This is a genomic window from Streptomyces sp. NPDC020742 (assembly GCF_040641675.1).
GTDB lineage: Bacteria > Actinomycetota > Actinomycetes > Streptomycetales > Streptomycetaceae > Streptomyces.
In genome coordinates this window covers 531,120-544,981 of sequence record NZ_JBFAEA010000001.1, presented here as the reverse complement: position 1 = coordinate 544,981, position 13,862 = coordinate 531,120, and the positions used below count along the sequence as shown (strand labels likewise).

The 13,862-nt window shown below is 70.1% G+C and carries 12 protein-coding genes; 4 read left to right on the top strand and 8 right to left on the bottom strand.

Annotation, left to right across the window (positions count from 1 at the left end; genetic code table 11):
- Window position 1 precedes the first annotated feature (1 nt).
- A complete protein-coding gene (gene sdhA, locus AB0G84_RS02290; protein WP_361314215.1) occupies window positions 2–1,756 on the top strand; it encodes a succinate dehydrogenase flavoprotein subunit in 1,755 nt (584 codons plus the stop codon).
- Window positions 1,756–2,529 carry a succinate dehydrogenase iron-sulfur subunit gene (locus tag AB0G84_RS02285; RefSeq protein ID WP_361314212.1) on the top strand — a complete coding sequence of 258 codons (774 nt, stop codon included), beginning with the start codon at window positions 1,756–1,758 and terminating at the stop codon, window positions 2,527–2,529. The genes sdhA and AB0G84_RS02285 overlap by 1 nt, the downstream gene beginning before the upstream one ends.
- Before the next feature lie 36 nt (window positions 2,530–2,565).
- Here the strand turns inward: AB0G84_RS02285 and AB0G84_RS02280 are convergent, their stop codons facing one another.
- Window positions 2,566–3,438: a hypothetical protein gene (locus tag AB0G84_RS02280; protein ID WP_361314209.1), complete on the bottom strand. Its 873-nt coding sequence runs from the start codon at window positions 3,436–3,438 to the stop codon at window positions 2,566–2,568.
- Window positions 3,439–3,652: 214 nt separating this feature from the next.
- Window positions 3,653–4,051, bottom strand: a complete 399-nt coding sequence (locus AB0G84_RS02275) for a MerR family transcriptional regulator (protein WP_361314206.1) — start codon at window positions 4,049–4,051, stop codon at window positions 3,653–3,655.
- A gap of 210 nt (window positions 4,052–4,261) precedes the next feature.
- On the opposite strand from AB0G84_RS02275, the gene AB0G84_RS02270 reads away from it, so the two are divergent.
- The gene (locus tag AB0G84_RS02270) at window positions 4,262–5,086 is read left to right on the top strand and encodes an alpha/beta hydrolase (RefSeq protein WP_361314204.1); all 825 of its coding nucleotides are present in this window, start codon (window positions 4,262–4,264) and stop codon (window positions 5,084–5,086) included.
- A gap of 205 nt (window positions 5,087–5,291) precedes the next feature.
- Complete coding sequence (locus tag AB0G84_RS02265) at window positions 5,292–6,578, top strand: alpha/beta hydrolase (protein ID WP_361314201.1); 1,287 nt, start codon at window positions 5,292–5,294, stop codon at window positions 6,576–6,578.
- A 159-nt stretch (window positions 6,579–6,737) separates the two neighbouring features.
- On the opposite strand, the gene AB0G84_RS02260 is transcribed toward AB0G84_RS02265, so the two are convergent.
- The 6 genes from AB0G84_RS02260 to gntA form a co-directional block, all read right to left on the bottom strand.
- Entirely contained in the window at window positions 6,738–7,250 is a 513-nt protein-coding gene (locus tag AB0G84_RS02260; protein ID WP_361314198.1) for an FBP domain-containing protein, read from the bottom strand.
- A 487-nt stretch (window positions 7,251–7,737) separates the two neighbouring features.
- Window positions 7,738–8,925: a S8 family serine peptidase gene (locus AB0G84_RS02255; RefSeq protein ID WP_361314195.1), complete on the bottom strand. Its 1,188-nt coding sequence runs from the start codon at window positions 8,923–8,925 to the stop codon at window positions 7,738–7,740.
- Between the two features lie 116 nt (window positions 8,926–9,041).
- The gene (locus AB0G84_RS02250; protein ID WP_361314193.1) at window positions 9,042–10,589 is read right to left on the bottom strand and encodes a hypothetical protein; all 1,548 of its coding nucleotides are present in this window, start codon (window positions 10,587–10,589) and stop codon (window positions 9,042–9,044) included.
- 44 nt (window positions 10,590–10,633) lie between these two features.
- Window positions 10,634–10,951: a hypothetical protein gene (locus AB0G84_RS02245; protein ID WP_361314190.1), complete on the bottom strand. Its 318-nt coding sequence runs from the start codon at window positions 10,949–10,951 to the stop codon at window positions 10,634–10,636.
- 207 nt (window positions 10,952–11,158) lie between these two features.
- Window positions 11,159–12,685 (bottom strand): metallophosphoesterase, encoded by a 1,527-nt coding sequence (locus AB0G84_RS02240; RefSeq protein ID WP_361314187.1) that lies wholly within the window; start codon window positions 12,683–12,685, stop codon window positions 11,159–11,161.
- A 289-nt stretch (window positions 12,686–12,974) separates the two neighbouring features.
- Window positions 12,975–13,664: a guanitoxin biosynthesis heme-dependent pre-guanitoxin N-hydroxylase GntA gene (gntA, locus tag AB0G84_RS02235; RefSeq protein WP_361314184.1), complete on the bottom strand. Its 690-nt coding sequence runs from the start codon at window positions 13,662–13,664 to the stop codon at window positions 12,975–12,977.
- Window positions 13,665–13,862 lie beyond the last annotated feature (198 nt).

Genomic DNA, 13,862 nt, shown 5'->3' with positions numbered 1-13,862 from the left:
CATGAAGATCCACAAGTACGACACCGTCATCGTCGGCGCCGGTGGCGCGGGCATGCGTGCGGCCATCGAGTCGACCAAGCGCAGCCGCACCGCGGTCCTGACGAAGCTCTACCCGACCCGCTCCCACACCGGCGCCGCCCAGGGCGGTATGGCCGCTGCCCTCGCGAACGTCGAGGAGGACAACTGGGAGTGGCACACCTTCGACACGGTCAAGGGTGGCGACTACCTGGTCGACCAGGACGCCGCCGAGATCCTGGCGAAGGAGGCCATCGACTCGGTCCTCGACCTGGAGAAGATGGGCCTGCCGTTCAACCGGACGCCGGACGGCACCATCGACCAGCGCCGCTTCGGCGGGCACTCCCGTAACCACGGTGAGGCCCCGGTGCGCCGGTCCTGCTACGCGGCCGACCGCACCGGCCACATGATCCTCCAGACGCTGTACCAGAACTGCGTCAAGGAGGGCGTGGAGTTCTTCAACGAGTTCTACGTCCTCGACCAGCTGATCACCGAGGTCGACGGCGTCAAGAAGTCGGCCGGTGTGGTCGCCTACGAGCTGGCCACCGGCGAGATCCACATCTTCCAGGCGAAGGCCGTCATCTACGCCTCCGGCGGCTGCGGCAAGTTCTTCAAGGTGACCTCCAACGCGCACACCCTGACCGGTGACGGCCAGGCCGCGGTCTACCGCCGGGGACTGCCGCTGGAGGACATGGAGTTCTTCCAGTTCCACCCGACCGGCATCTGGCGGATGGGCATCCTGCTGACGGAGGGCGCCCGCGGTGAGGGCGGCATCCTCCGCAATAAGGACGGCGAGCGCTTCATGGAGAAGTACGCGCCCGTCATGAAGGACCTCGCCTCGCGTGACGTCGTCTCGCGCTCCATCTACACGGAGATCCGCGAGGGCCGCGGCTGCGGTCCCGAGGGCGACCACGTCTACCTGGACCTCACCCACCTCCCGCCGGAGCAGCTGGACGCCAAGCTCCCGGACATCACCGAGTTCGCGCGGACGTACCTCGGCATCGAGCCCTACACGGACCCGATCCCGATCCAGCCCACCGCGCACTACGTCATGGGCGGCATCCCGACCAACGTCGAGGGCGAGGTGCTGGCGGACAACACCACCGTCGTGCCGGGCCTGTACGCGGCCGGCGAGGTGGCCTGTGTCTCCGTGCACGGCGCCAACCGTCTGGGCACCAACTCGCTGCTGGACATCAACGTCTTCGGCCGCCGGGCCGGTATCGCGGCGGCGGAGTACTCGGCGACCGCCGACTTCGTCGAGCTGCCCGAGGACCCGGCGAAGCTCGTCCAGGAGCAGGTCGAGCGGCTGCGCTCGGCCACCGGCAGCGAGCGGATCACCGAGATCCGCAAGGAGCTGCAGGAGACCATGGACGCCAATGTGATGGTGTTCCGCACCGAGCAGACGATCAAGACCGCGGTCGAGAAGATCGGCGAGCTGCGCGAGCGCTACAAGAACGTGTCCATCCAGGACAAGGGCAAGCGGTTCAACACCGACCTGCTGGAGGCCATCGAGCTGGGCAACCTGCTCGACCTGGCCGAGGTCATGGCGGTCTCCGCGCTGGCCCGCAAGGAGTCCCGCGGCGGTCACTACCGCGAGGACTACCCCAACCGCGACGACGTCAACTTCATGCGGCACACCATGGCGTACCGCGAGGTGGGCGCAGACGGCGCCGAGTCGATCCGCCTCGACTACAAGCCGGTCGTGCAGACCCGCTACCAGCCGATGGAGCGTAAGTACTGATGAGCACCCCGACTCTCGACAAGGACTCCGCGGCTGCGGACACGCCCGAGGCCGGCGCTTCGCACCTGATCACGGTCACCTTCCGGATCCGCCGGTTCAACCCGGAGGTCGCCGAGGAGGCCAGCTGGGAGGACTTCCAGCTGGAGATCGACCCCAAGGAGCGCGTCCTGGACGCCCTCCACAAGATCAAGTGGGAGCTGGACGGTTCGCTGACCTTCCGCCGCTCCTGCGCCCACGGCATCTGCGGCTCGGACGCCATGCGGATCAACGGCCGCAACCGCCTCGCCTGCAAGACGCTGATCAAGGACATCAACCCGGAGAAGCCGATCACCGTCGAGGCCATCAAGGGCCTGACCGTGATGAAGGACCTTGTCGTCGACATGGAGCCCTTCTTCCAGGCGTACCGCGATGTGATGCCGTTCCTGATCACGACGGGCAACGAGCCGACCCGTGAGCGCCGGCAGTCCGCCGAGGACCGCGAGCGCTTCGACGACACCACCAAGTGCATCCTGTGCGCCGCCTGCACGTCCTCGTGCCCGGTGTTCTGGAACGACGGCCAGTACTTCGGCCCGGCGGCGATCGTCAACGCGCACCGCTTCATCTTCGACTCGCGTGACGAGGCCGGCGAGCAGCGCCTGGAGATCCTCAACGACAAGGACGGCGTCTGGCGCTGCCGGACGACCTTCAACTGCACGGACGCCTGCCCGCGCGGTATCGAGGTCACCAAGGCGATCCAGGAAGTGAAGCGGGCACTGATCACCCGCCGCTTCTGATCCGCCCTAGGAGGCGCCCCTGAGAGGGCACCTCCGCTAGCGCCTGAGGGCGATCCGGGTCGCGGCCCGGGCGCCGATCAGCGCAGGTACGTCCCGAAGGGCCCCGCTTCCGGTCAGCCGGAAGCGGGGCCCTTCGGCGTGCTCCCCGCGGGCCTCGGAAGTGGCCGGGGCGGCCGGGGCGCCGAGGGTGTCCGGCGTCTCCGCCACCGGGTACACCAGCACCGGCGGCAGCTCCTCGTCCGCCAGCGCCACCGGTTCGTCCTGACAGAAGTAGGACGGGACCAGGACCAGGCCCCGCCCCTGTAGGAACAGCTCCCGGTCGACGGGGTAGGCGACCTCCAGCACCGGCGGCCGCCAGCGCATCAGCGGACCGAACGTCCGCAGCATCGCCTCCGTCCCCGACTGCCCCAGGGCGTGCACCCGCAGCGCCCGGTCCGCGCACACCCGCCCGGCGATCCGCGACCAGCTCGGGGCGACCGCGAGGTGGTGGTAGGTCCGCAGGCTCCGCGCGAGCTTCCGCAGCGCGGCCGGCTCGCCCTCCCCGATCCCGCGCGCCCAGCCCGGCAGCGCCCGGTGCCCGGACAGCTGCGACAGCTCCGCCCGCAGCCGCGTCCGCGGGGTGCTCATCACCGCCTCCAGCCCGGGCTCCACCCCGTCCAGCGCCGCGAACGGCGTGAGGAAGTCCGGAAAGTAGCCGTGCGGGGGCACCAACGGGAGCAGGGTCCGCAGCGGCCCGGGGCCGTTCCGCACCGCGTACTGCCGCCAGGCCATCAGCGCCGGCTCGGCCCGCCCCTGGCGCAGGCTGTGCAGGCTCAGCACCGTCTCCCACAGCGGGTCGGCCCCTTCGGCCACCCTGGTGCGCGCCAGATCCTCCGCGGTGAAGTGCACTCGTAGCACATCGTCCCCCATGCCTCGTCGCCGCTCCCCCGCGGCGTGCACACGAGGATCGGGCCGGGGGGTGGGCGGTGGCAAGCGGAATCGGGGGGTTGGAGGGGTGAGTTGGGGGGTGAGGGTGCCCGAGGCGGTAGATGCCCGGAGGCGGCGGATCCACGGAGGCGGCGCACCGGGCGTGCCCGGGCTAGTGGCGCGCCCGGGCAGTGGCGCTTGCCCGTCCGCGCCGCCCTCAGGCCGACCGCAGCGCCCGCTCTGCCAACGCCCGGTCCTGCGCCCCGCGCTCCCGCATGACCTGCGCATACGCCCCGAGAGCCGCCCGACGTTCCATCAGCTCGGCTATTTCGGCGTCGAGTTGCGCCATCTGTCGGTCCACGATGCCACTGGAGAGCGCACACGGCACCAGCCCGGGCCCGCCCTGGGCGCAGGGCAACAGCGTCCGAATGTCCTCGGTGTTCAGTCCAGTGGCGAGCAACTCCCTTATTCGCCGGACGCGTTCGACCGCCGCCTCCCCCTCGTAGCGCCGATAGCCGTTGGCGTCCCGCCCGGAGCTCAGCAGCCCCCGCTGCTCGTAGTAGCGCAGCACCCGCGCGCTGACCCCGGCCCGCCGCGCCAGTTCACCGATCCGCATCCGTGTCTTCCCCCTCCTGGCCGGTCGCCGGGGCCTCTCCTGGACCGACTCCCGGCCCATCCCCCGGGTCCCTCCCGGACCGACTTCCGAGCCACCTGGCGGGTCCCTCCCGGACCGACCGACTTCCGACCCATCTCCCGGGCCGACTCCCGGGCCGGCACCCGGGTGGACTTGACCTTGACGCCGGTGTCAGAGTGCAACCTCTTCCGCATGACAGAGATTCCCACGGCCGCCGCACCGGCGTCCGCCCCGCTCCCGCCCCTGTCCACCACCGTCGCCGGCGCCCCCGGCGGCCCCGGCATCCTGCTGGCCCACGGCGCCACCGGCAGCGTCCGATCGAACTTCGCCGCCCTGATCCCCGCACTGGCCGCCTCCGGCCACCGGGTGGTCGCCCCCGACTACCCCGGATCCGGCGAAACCCCGTGCGCCGACGGTCCGTTGGAGCTGGATGCGCTGGCCGACGCGATGGTCGACGAGGCCATCGAGGCCGGTCTGGAGACCTTCACCGTGGTCGGCTACTCGATGGGGACGGCGGTCGCCGTACGGGCCGCCGCGCGCCATCCCGGGCGCGTCCGCGGGCTGGTGCTGACCGCCGGGCTCGCCAAGGCCGACGCCCGTACCCGGGTGTGGATCGACCTGTGGCAGCGGCTGCTGGCCCGCGCCGATCACGCGGGCTTCGCCCAGGCCAGGGCGCTGAGCGGCATCGCGCCCGGCTACTTCAACGCGCTGACTCCGGCGGAGCGCGCGGCGGCGCTGGACCCGGACCCCACGCTCCCGCCCGCCGGCTCGGCGGCGCAGATCGCGCTGGTCGGCCGCCTGGACACCACCGCCGACCTGCCGGACATCGCGGTCCCCACCCTGGTCATCGCCACCACCGAGGACCAGCTGCTGCACCCGGACCACTCCCGCCGCCTGGCCGACCACATCCCCGGCGCCACGTACGCGGAGCTGGCCACCGGCCATCTACCGATGGTCGAACGCCCGCAGGAGTGGCAGCAGTTGATCGCAGACTTCCTGGCGGAGCACGGGCTGTAGCGGGGCGGGGTGATGGGACGGTCCGGGGCACTGCACCGGCCCGACCCGAGCACCGGCCCAGCCCGAGCACCGGCCCGGTCCACGGCGCGCTCCGGTCCAGCCCCGGGATACGGCGAGCCCCGCCGATAGCCCCGGTCTCCGGCACCGACCCACACATGACGCATGTCAGTACCGTCCGGCTTCGCCCGCGCATACGGTCGGTTCCATGAACTCACCGCACAGAACCCACCCCCGCACCGGCCGGCTCCGCACCCGCGGAGCGCGCCGGGCCGCGGTCGCCTTACTCCTCGCGGCCGCACTGCCGCTGCCGGTCGTCGCCGCCGCCGGTACCGCCGTGGCCACGCCCGCGCCGTCCGCCGCCGTCGCGGCCCCCACCCCGCACCGGGCCACCACCGCCCCGCACCTCGAACTCCCGCGTCCCACCGGGCCGTTCGCCGTAGGACGAGACACCCTCCACCTCACCGACACCCGGCGCCGGGACCCCTGGATGCCCTCCGCGGGCGCACGCGAGCTGATGGTCTCGGTGTCCTACCCGGCCCACCGGGGCACCGGGGGCGCCACCGCCCCCTACATGTCGACCAAGGAGGCCCGCCTCTTCCTGGAGGGCATCAAGCACGCCGACGCCCTGCCGCCCGAGGTGCTCGCCGCGACCCGTACCCACGCCCGGACCGGCGCCCGTCCCGTCGGCGGCGCCCACCCGCTGGTGGTGCTCTCCCCGGGCTTCACCCTCAACCGTGCGACGCTGTCCCTGCTCACCGAGGAACTGGCCTCCCGCGGCTATGTCGTGGCGCTGGTCGACCATGCGTATGAGTCCTTCGGCACGTCCTTCCCTGGGGGCCGCACCCTCACCTGTGCCGCTTGCAAGGCGGTCGAAAAGGGGTCGGAGAGCGCCGCACGGAAGATGATGGCGAAGGTCGCCACGGGCCGCGCCGCCGACATCCGGTTCGTCATCGACACCCTGACCGGAGCCGGCGGGCGGGACGGCGACCACTCCGCGGCCCGGCGGTACGCTCCGCTGATCGACGCCCGACGGATCGGCGCCGCCGGCCACTCCATCGGCGGCAACAGCGCGGCAGCCGCCATGGCGACCGACCGCCGCGTCCGTGCCGGCATCAATATGGACGGCTCCTTCTTCGCACCGGTCCCCCGCACTGGGCTCGGCGGCCGCCCGTTCATGATGCTCGGCAGTCTCGACGGCCACGCACCGGGCTCGGACGACACCACCTGGCCGCGCGACTGGCGCCGGCTCGACGGCTGGAAGCGGTGGCTGACCGTACGCGACGCCGGCCACTTCTCCTTCATCGACGTCCCGGTCCTGGCGGCGCAGCTGGGCGTCAGCGACCCCTCCGCCCCGCTCTCCGGCAAGCGCTCCGGCGAGATCACCCGTGACTATGTGGGCGCCTTCTTCGACCAGCACCTGCGCGGCATACCGCAGCCCCTGCTGGCCGGCCCGTCACCGTCCAACCCGGAAGTCACCTTCCAGCGCCCGTAGTTCCCGGTCCCGCACCGCGCGGCGAGGTCGAGGCGACCGGGCGGAGCCAGAGAGAACCGGAACCGCCGGGGGCGGCCAGGAGCCGGAGGACCAGGAGGGGCCAGAAGGAGATCCGAAGGGAAGCGGAGAGGGAGAGCGACGGGCGCGCCCCCGAGCGGTCTACCGCTCCCCCTCCAGCTCCAAGACCTTCTCCACGAAGCCGTCCAGATTCAGTACGGTGCGCGTGATCCGGTCCTCCAACGGCAGCGTCTCCTCGTGCCGCCCGGCGAGCTGGGACTTCTTCCGGCCGCGGACGTAGAGCGAACACGCCAGATCGGCGCAGAAGTACGCCCCCACGGTGTTGCCCTGCCGCCCCGCCGGACCGGCACGACGGGCCGCGAACAGGCTGACCCCGGACCCCGGATGCCCGGTGAGGCACACCGAGCACACCGTCGTCTTGGTGAAGCTCCGCCGCACCCCCTGGGGCACCCGCAGGGTCACCCCGACGATGCCGTCGCCGCGCGGCACGACCAGATAGCCCCGGTCCGGTGCCCCCGGATCGCGCCAGCCCAGAAAGTCCAGGTGTTCCCAGGGAAGTTCGGGCAGCCCGGCCGGAAGATTGAGCCGGCTCGCCTCCCCCTTCGAGCAGTTCACAAAGGAGGCACGTATTTCTTTGTCACCTACGGGGTCCATGATTCCCGAAGCTAACAGCGTGCCCCGGAGCCCGTCGCCCGATTTATTTCCACACGGGGCAGGCCAGGCGGGCCAGGCGCGCCAGGCGGGCCAGCGGGCCAGGCGGGCCAGGCGGGCCAGGCGGGCCAGGCGGGCCAGGCGGGCCAGGCGGGCCAAAAAAGCTACCGGGTGGGGAACGGTGCCGGGCCCTCCTTGGAGTCCGCGGAGTTGTCCTTCCACTGCGCGGGGCGGCCGGTGGCTGCCACCGGAAACCCGGCCCCGGTGCCCCGCCCCTCAGCCAGGAGGCTACGCAGCGGGAGACACCCTGGTGGAGCGCGCTGCCCTTCGCCGCCCGAGGTGTGACCGTGTCTCTCTTGCGGCACTGCGAGGGAGGAGAGCCGAAGACGCTACGCGTGGAGAACGGAACGAGTCGCCACCCGTGCACGCACCGGCGGCGACTCGTTTCCTCACCCACGACTCATGGAGCAGACTGGGCGCCCTTTGCGGATCAACCCCAGGGCTGGGCAGCGGTTTTGCTGCGACGACGGCTGACCACCACCGCGACCACCAAGCCGGCGACGACCAGCACACCGACACCGATACCGCCATAGATGGTGAGCTTGTCACCCAGACTCATGGGCGGATTCGGGTTTGGGTCATTCTTCACGCCGGCAGTTACGGGCGTGCTGGGAGCCTTTCCCTTCGGCATGGGCAGCGGGCCCTGCGCGGGGCCTGCGGGGATGTCCTCGTTCAGCGCCGCCTCGGGAACGATGTAGCCATACCCGTAGTGGTCATCAGGAAGCTTGAGGTGCTTCTTCTTCACCGAAGGGGTCAGAGCGGCTGTCTTCACAAGGCGGTTGGCGATTTGCCCCGGAGTGAGGTCGGGGAACTTTTCACGGAGCAGGGCGACTGCGGACGTGACGTAGGCGGTGGCAACGGAAGTGCCATCGGTCGTGCCGTACTGAGAATCGCTCTTTCCGCCAAGGACCGGAACGTCCACGCCGGGCGCAAGAAGATCGACGGAGGAGTTGTAGTTGCTCATGTCCCAGACCTTCCCGTACTCATCGACCGCGCCGACGCCAATCGCACCGGGACATGCAGCCGGAATGTGCTTCTCCGACGTCCCCTCATTGCCGACAGCCGCCACCACCACCACACCCTTTTCCACGGCGTAATGGATGGATTCACACATGTCCGGCGTATTCGGGTCCGCCCCGAATGACATGTTGATGACATCAGCTCCGTGATCCACCGCAAAGCGAGTAGCATCCGGAACCGCCTTGTCCGCCGTCAAGGGCAAGACCTTCACCCCAGGTGACAGTCCCTTCATGCCTGCAGAGCCACCGGGGCCATGCCCGATCGCTGCGATGAGACCGGTCATTCCGGTACCGTGATCGCGACGATCTTCGCCTGGCTTCAGATACAGGCCGCCGTCATTCGTCGCATTGGGAAATTCCTTGCCTGGGAGGAACTGCCCCTTGAGGTCCTGATGGGTAGTGCGGAACGCCTTCTCGATGACAGCTACGGTGACACCCTTGCCAGTGGCCTTCTTCCAGATGTCCTGGGCGCCGAAAGCAGTCAACGGCCACTGAGCATCCCTGTTTTGGTCCGCTACCGCCGAGCCGCCCGTGGCCAGAAACAGCGCTCCGGTCAGCGCAGCACCGATGGTCGCGCGCAGAGTTCGTGTGACCCTCATGCCTTGCTCCTCATTGCTTCCGTTCCGGGCGGATGATGACCGCCTGACGAGGTGCTCCGTGACGAGTACGCGCGGAGCACCCCTGCACGCCGACAGGGGCGTCGGCGTTCGCCGCCTTACTCAATGACTCGCGGCGCCACATTACGTTGCGGAGTCCAGGTCTCTTCATCCTCGATCAGGTAATCGGGGCGCTGATTGGTGGTGCGCTCCTTCTCGCCCTTGCCGTTCCCCTTGGCTCCAGGGGCGCCGGCCATGCCCTGGCCGGCCTTTGCGCCCCCACGGCTGCGATGCAGCCCGGAGCCGCCCTGCTTGGTGCCGCCCATGGGCGCCCCCGGCTTACCGGCGATGCCACCAGGGGTACGGGCCTGCGCACCACTGCGCCCTGTAGCACCACCGCGGCCTGCTCCGCCTCCGGCTCCGCCACCCATTCCGCCGCCGGGCATACCCGCACGCCCCGCGCCGGATCCGCCGGCCGTACCTGAACGCCCCGCTCCAGACCCGCCGGGCATACCCGCACGCCCCGCTCCGGATCGGCCACCCATGGTTCCGCCGCGGCCACTGCCGCCGGGCCCCATGGTTCCACCTCCCTTGCCGGGCATGACGGGCATCATGCCGCCGGGCATGCCGGTCGAACCACCGCCACCCCCACCGGAGCTGTGGCCACCACCGCCGAGAGAACCGCCGCCGGGGATACCCGGGTTGGCAGGCGTCACGGTGCCGCCCTGCACGCCTTCGAGGTCCGTTCGTACAGGGGGAGACGACGGGTTGATGTTCACGCCATGCGGCTTGAACGGCTCACTCGGGCCACTCGGCGCGTACGGGCCGCTCGGCGTGTGCGGGGAGAGTTGGGACGGCTTGACGCGCGGACCACCAGGAGTCGGCATGTTGACGGGCGCCGGGTGCACAGGCTCCTTCGGCTCGGTAGGCCAGTCATGGCCGGTTCCGGGCGCAGGACCGATACCCTCGGAAAGGTTCGGCCGGTTCGCCCGATAGTTGTACGCCAGCTGTTCCATGACGATGACCGCTTCGACCTGACGCTCTTTACTCAGGGAGAGCTTGTCCCGGTTGAGCTCAAGCGCCATCTTGGCGTCCATCTTCGGGTTGTCCATGTCCTTGTGGAACTGAGCGTCATCGCCGTCTTTGCCATTGGTGTCGAAGAAGCCCTCGACGCTACCGGCATCCTCGATCTTCGACATGCTCTTCTTGGCCTCGCGCAAGCTGTGCGTAATACCGCCCTGCGGCCCGGTCCCGCGAGCTCCAATGAGGGCGGTCTCAACGTTCCGCGCATGGCGATAGGTCAGGTCGATCTTCCTCAGGACCTTTTGCGCTTCTCGCCGGAATGCATCCGATGCTGCCCCGTGCCAGTGTGCCGAGGCATGGTCAACAGCGTCCATGAACGCCTTGCGAATCCCGCCGCTACCGTCTTCACCTGCAAGTCGGTCAGCCGACGCGCGCCAGTGACCGCCCGCCGTCTCGATGGCGTCCGGGTCAGAATTCTTGACCATCTCCCGGAGCGCGTCGAGCCCGTGGTGATGGAAGTCAGAGTCGGACTTCGGGACAGGCTTGTACGAACCGAAGTCTTCTTTGATCTTCTCTTTTCGGTTCTTTTCGTCGATCTGCTTCTCGTAGTCTGCGGTGCCGTCCGTCTTGGGCCCGTCTACCATGGCCTCCCCCTGATCGTCAGTCTGGCGTTCGTTCTACCGTGGGCTCAGTTGCCTTGCCGCATGGAGGCCTTGGCTTCCTGTTCCTGGTCGTCGTACGCTCCCCGACTGCGCTCGGTCTTGTCCCCGAACTCCGTGATGAGTTCGTGGAGCGCATTGATCACCTGGGTCATGTACTGCTGCATCTTGTCGTGCGACTCAGCGATCTGTTTGGCTTCGTCGAAGTTGGAGCCGAACGCCGACTTGTGGATGGCCGTGCTGTACTTCATCTTCTGGCTGGGCTCGTCCATGTCGCCCCGAAGCTGCTTGAGCCTACGCACGACGCCGTCGAGTTCGTCGAGGTCGACCCTGTACTGTTCGCCCACTGGCCCCACTCCCCCGTTAGCTCATCTCGCAGACCGGTGAAGCCTGCGGTATGGGCAGCGTAAAGAAGGTCAAGTCTAGGGAGTTGGCAGCCCCCACAGCAAGATCGAAAGTCGCGATCTGTCCGATTTAGTGCAGGATGGCGCCGCAGTTTGTACAGGGGTTGTTACCTACCCAACGTAACCGGCCCACGGGGCCCGCGCACCCAATCAGGCTCTCCGGGACGCCAGTTCAACCACCGTCACATCCGGCGGCGCCCCCAGCCGTACCGGAGGGCCCCAGGCGCCCGCGCCCCGTGTGACGTACAGCTGGGTGTCGCCGTAGCGGGCCAGGCCGGCGACGGTGGGGTTGGTGGCCTCGGCCACGTAGGTGAAGGGCCACATCTGACCGCCGTGGGTGTGGCCGGAGAGCTGGAGGTCCACCCCGTAGCGAACGGTGTCCTGGATGGTGACCGGCTGATGGGCCATGAGGACGACTGCGCGGGCGGGGTCGCGGCCGTCGAGGGCGCGCTCGTAGTCGGGGCCCGTGTGCTCGGTCTGGCCGGCGAGGTCGTTGATGCCGGCGAGGTCGAAGCCGGGGAGTTCGGTGCGTGCGTTCTCCAGCGGGTGGATGCCCAACTCCCTTACGTGGTCGACCCACGGGGCGGCGCCGGAGTAGTACTCGTGGTTGCCGGTGACGAAGTAGGCGCCGTACCGCGAGCGAAGGGCGCGCAGGGGTTCGGCGGCGGGTGCGAGGTCGGCGACGCTGCCGTCGACCAGGTCCCCGACGATGGCGACGAGGTCGGGGCTGGTGCGGTTGATCGTGTCGACGACCCGCCGGGTGTGGGCGCGGCCGAGGACCGGCCCCAGGTGGATGTCGCTGACCACCGCGATCCGGAACCCGTGGGCGGCGCGCGGGAGTTTGGCCAGCGGGACGGTGACACGCTTGACGGTCGGGCCCCGGAAGGTGGTCGCGGCGCCGTACCCGACGGCTGCCGTGGCGGCCAGGGACGCTCCGGCGGCCACCGTCCGGGAGACGAAGAGCCGTCGGGAGGGGACGGGGAGCGGCGGCAGGGCGGAGTGGCCGGGCGGCAGCAGGGTGGGGGTCTGGGAGGGGGAGGGGGCGGGCGAGGGGGAGGCAGCGGGAGGCCGCTGGGGCGTCGGGCGGCCGGGGACGGGAGCCTCGGTCGTGGCGTGTCCCTGGGGCGTTGCGTGTCCCTGGCGCGTTGCGCGGCCGTGGTGCCTAGCCTGCTCGGTGCCCTGGGCCTGGCCGTGGTGCCCAGCCTGCCCGGTGCCCTCGGCCTGACCGTGGTCCCCAGCCTGCTCGGCGCCCTGGGCCTGGCCGTGGTGCCCAGCCTGCCCGGTGCCCTCGGCCTGACCGTTGTTCCGGGCCGCGCTGCGTCCTGCTCCGGTTTCCCGGCCCTCCGCCTGTTCTGGCCCCGCGCTCTGCTCCCCCACCCGCAGCCACACCGCACGTACCGCCTCCCCCGCCAGCAGGGCCAGCGCGAGGTAGAGCAGGAGCGCGAGCCAGAGGTATCCGGGCCAGGCCAGGGCCTGTTGGAGGGGGAAGGGGAGGCCGGCGCGGCCGGACAGCAGGGCCCCGAGGGCGAGGCAGGGCAGTACGCAGAGCGCTGCCGTGCCCGCGTGCCGGAGCCGGCCGCCCGGTGCGGTGGTGTCGCGGACGAGCCGGCACCACAGGTAGCGGTGCACGCCGAGGAACAGCCCGAGGACCGGGACCAGGACCAGGGCAAAGAGCACGGCGTCTCCCTCGTGGGGTGCGTAGTGGGGGCGGCCCGGCGGCCGGTGGGCGCGCGGGCCGTCCCTTACGCGGGGATTGCGGGCCGCCCTTACGCGGGGATCCGGCCGGACGGCGGGTCCTGCCGTCACGCTTCCGTCGTTCGCCCGGAGGGCCGGGCCCCGCGGCGTCCGGTGCGTGCGATCGCAAGGCGGAGGGGCGCACCGGTACTGGGCGTATCGGCGCGGTCCGGCCATGCGGCGAGCGTACGTGCCGAACGTCGCGGGGCAAGCGGGAGCTTGGCGACGGGGCCTACGCGCCCGACGGGGTCAGTTCCCGCTCCCGCTCGGTCTCGCGGGCGGCGAAGGGGCACTGCCACTCGGCGGGCTTGGGCCGGCCGGAGTAGCGGCGGGCCTCCGAGAGTTCCTCGTACTCCATGAGGTTGGGGTTGATGTCGCCCTGCAGCTTGATGTCCTGCTTGCGTATCTTCTCCGCCAGCCGGTCCCACATCCCGGCGCCCTTGATCCGGTCGAACTGCTCGTGGGAGTTGAAGGCCAGCATCGGGAAGGGAGGACGGCGACCCCACCGGCGGTGGGTCTCGTGCAGGCCGATCACGAAGAACGGATGGCCGGCCACGCTGTAGGCGAACTCCTTGGCCTGGGGATCCGACGCGTACCCCTCGGCCCAGCGATGGGTCTCGGCGTCCTCCTCGTGCAGCAGTTGCAAGTGCTGCCAGAGGAGCTCTTCGAACCGCAGCTCATCCACCCCCCGCGGTCGCTCGAAGGTCGCGATGAAGCTGGTGAACGATCGGGCGCTCCAGTCCGCCCCGTTCACGAACTTCGCAAGGTCGAGCGCCATCAGCCGAGCCGATTCGGCGCCCCCCAGCAGGTCATAGTGCCGGTGTGTGATGCCGCCCTGGCGCCAGGCGGAACGACCCGCCAGGCAGGCGAACTGGTCGCCCAGGAGGAACTCCTCGACCTGCACACGCGCATCCGACGTCATGGCCAGCCTTCCTTCCACCAACATGCCTCCTTGAAAGGGAGATCATCTCCTTCACGCATCCGAAAGCACCCACCCCACACCGCCGTACCCGGGCCCACGGCGGTGGGTGTCACCGCCGCGTGGACCGGACCGGGTCCACGGGAAAAACGGGGAAAGTCGCTGGGTGATTGTCACCGGCGAGAGCCGTTCGGCGAAATC

Bases quoted from the DNA above. Each gene is read 5' to 3' on its own strand.
- AB0G84_RS02280 (WP_361314209.1), bottom strand. From the start codon at position 3,438: ATGGGGGACGATGTGCTACGAGTGCACTTCACCGCGGAGGATCTGGCG.
- AB0G84_RS02250 (WP_361314193.1), bottom strand. From the start codon at position 10,589: ATGGTAGACGGGCCCAAGACGGACGGCACCGCAGACTACGAGAAGCAG.
- AB0G84_RS02270 (WP_361314204.1), top strand. From the start codon at position 4,262: ATGACAGAGATTCCCACGGCCGCCGCACCGGCGTCCGCCCCGCTCCCG.
- AB0G84_RS02275 (WP_361314206.1), bottom strand. From the start codon at position 4,051: ATGCGGATCGGTGAACTGGCGCGGCGGGCCGGGGTCAGCGCGCGGGTG.
- AB0G84_RS02255 (WP_361314195.1), bottom strand. From the start codon at position 8,925: ATGAGGGTCACACGAACTCTGCGCGCGACCATCGGTGCTGCGCTGACC.
- AB0G84_RS02265 (WP_361314201.1), top strand. From the start codon at position 5,292: ATGAACTCACCGCACAGAACCCACCCCCGCACCGGCCGGCTCCGCACC.
- AB0G84_RS02260 (WP_361314198.1), bottom strand. From the start codon at position 7,250: ATGGACCCCGTAGGTGACAAAGAAATACGTGCCTCCTTTGTGAACTGC.
- sdhA (WP_361314215.1), top strand. From the start codon at position 2: ATGAAGATCCACAAGTACGACACCGTCATCGTCGGCGCCGGTGGCGCG.
- AB0G84_RS02285 (WP_361314212.1), top strand. From the start codon at position 1,756: ATGAGCACCCCGACTCTCGACAAGGACTCCGCGGCTGCGGACACGCCC.
- gntA (WP_361314184.1), bottom strand. From the start codon at position 13,664: ATGACGTCGGATGCGCGTGTGCAGGTCGAGGAGTTCCTCCTGGGCGAC.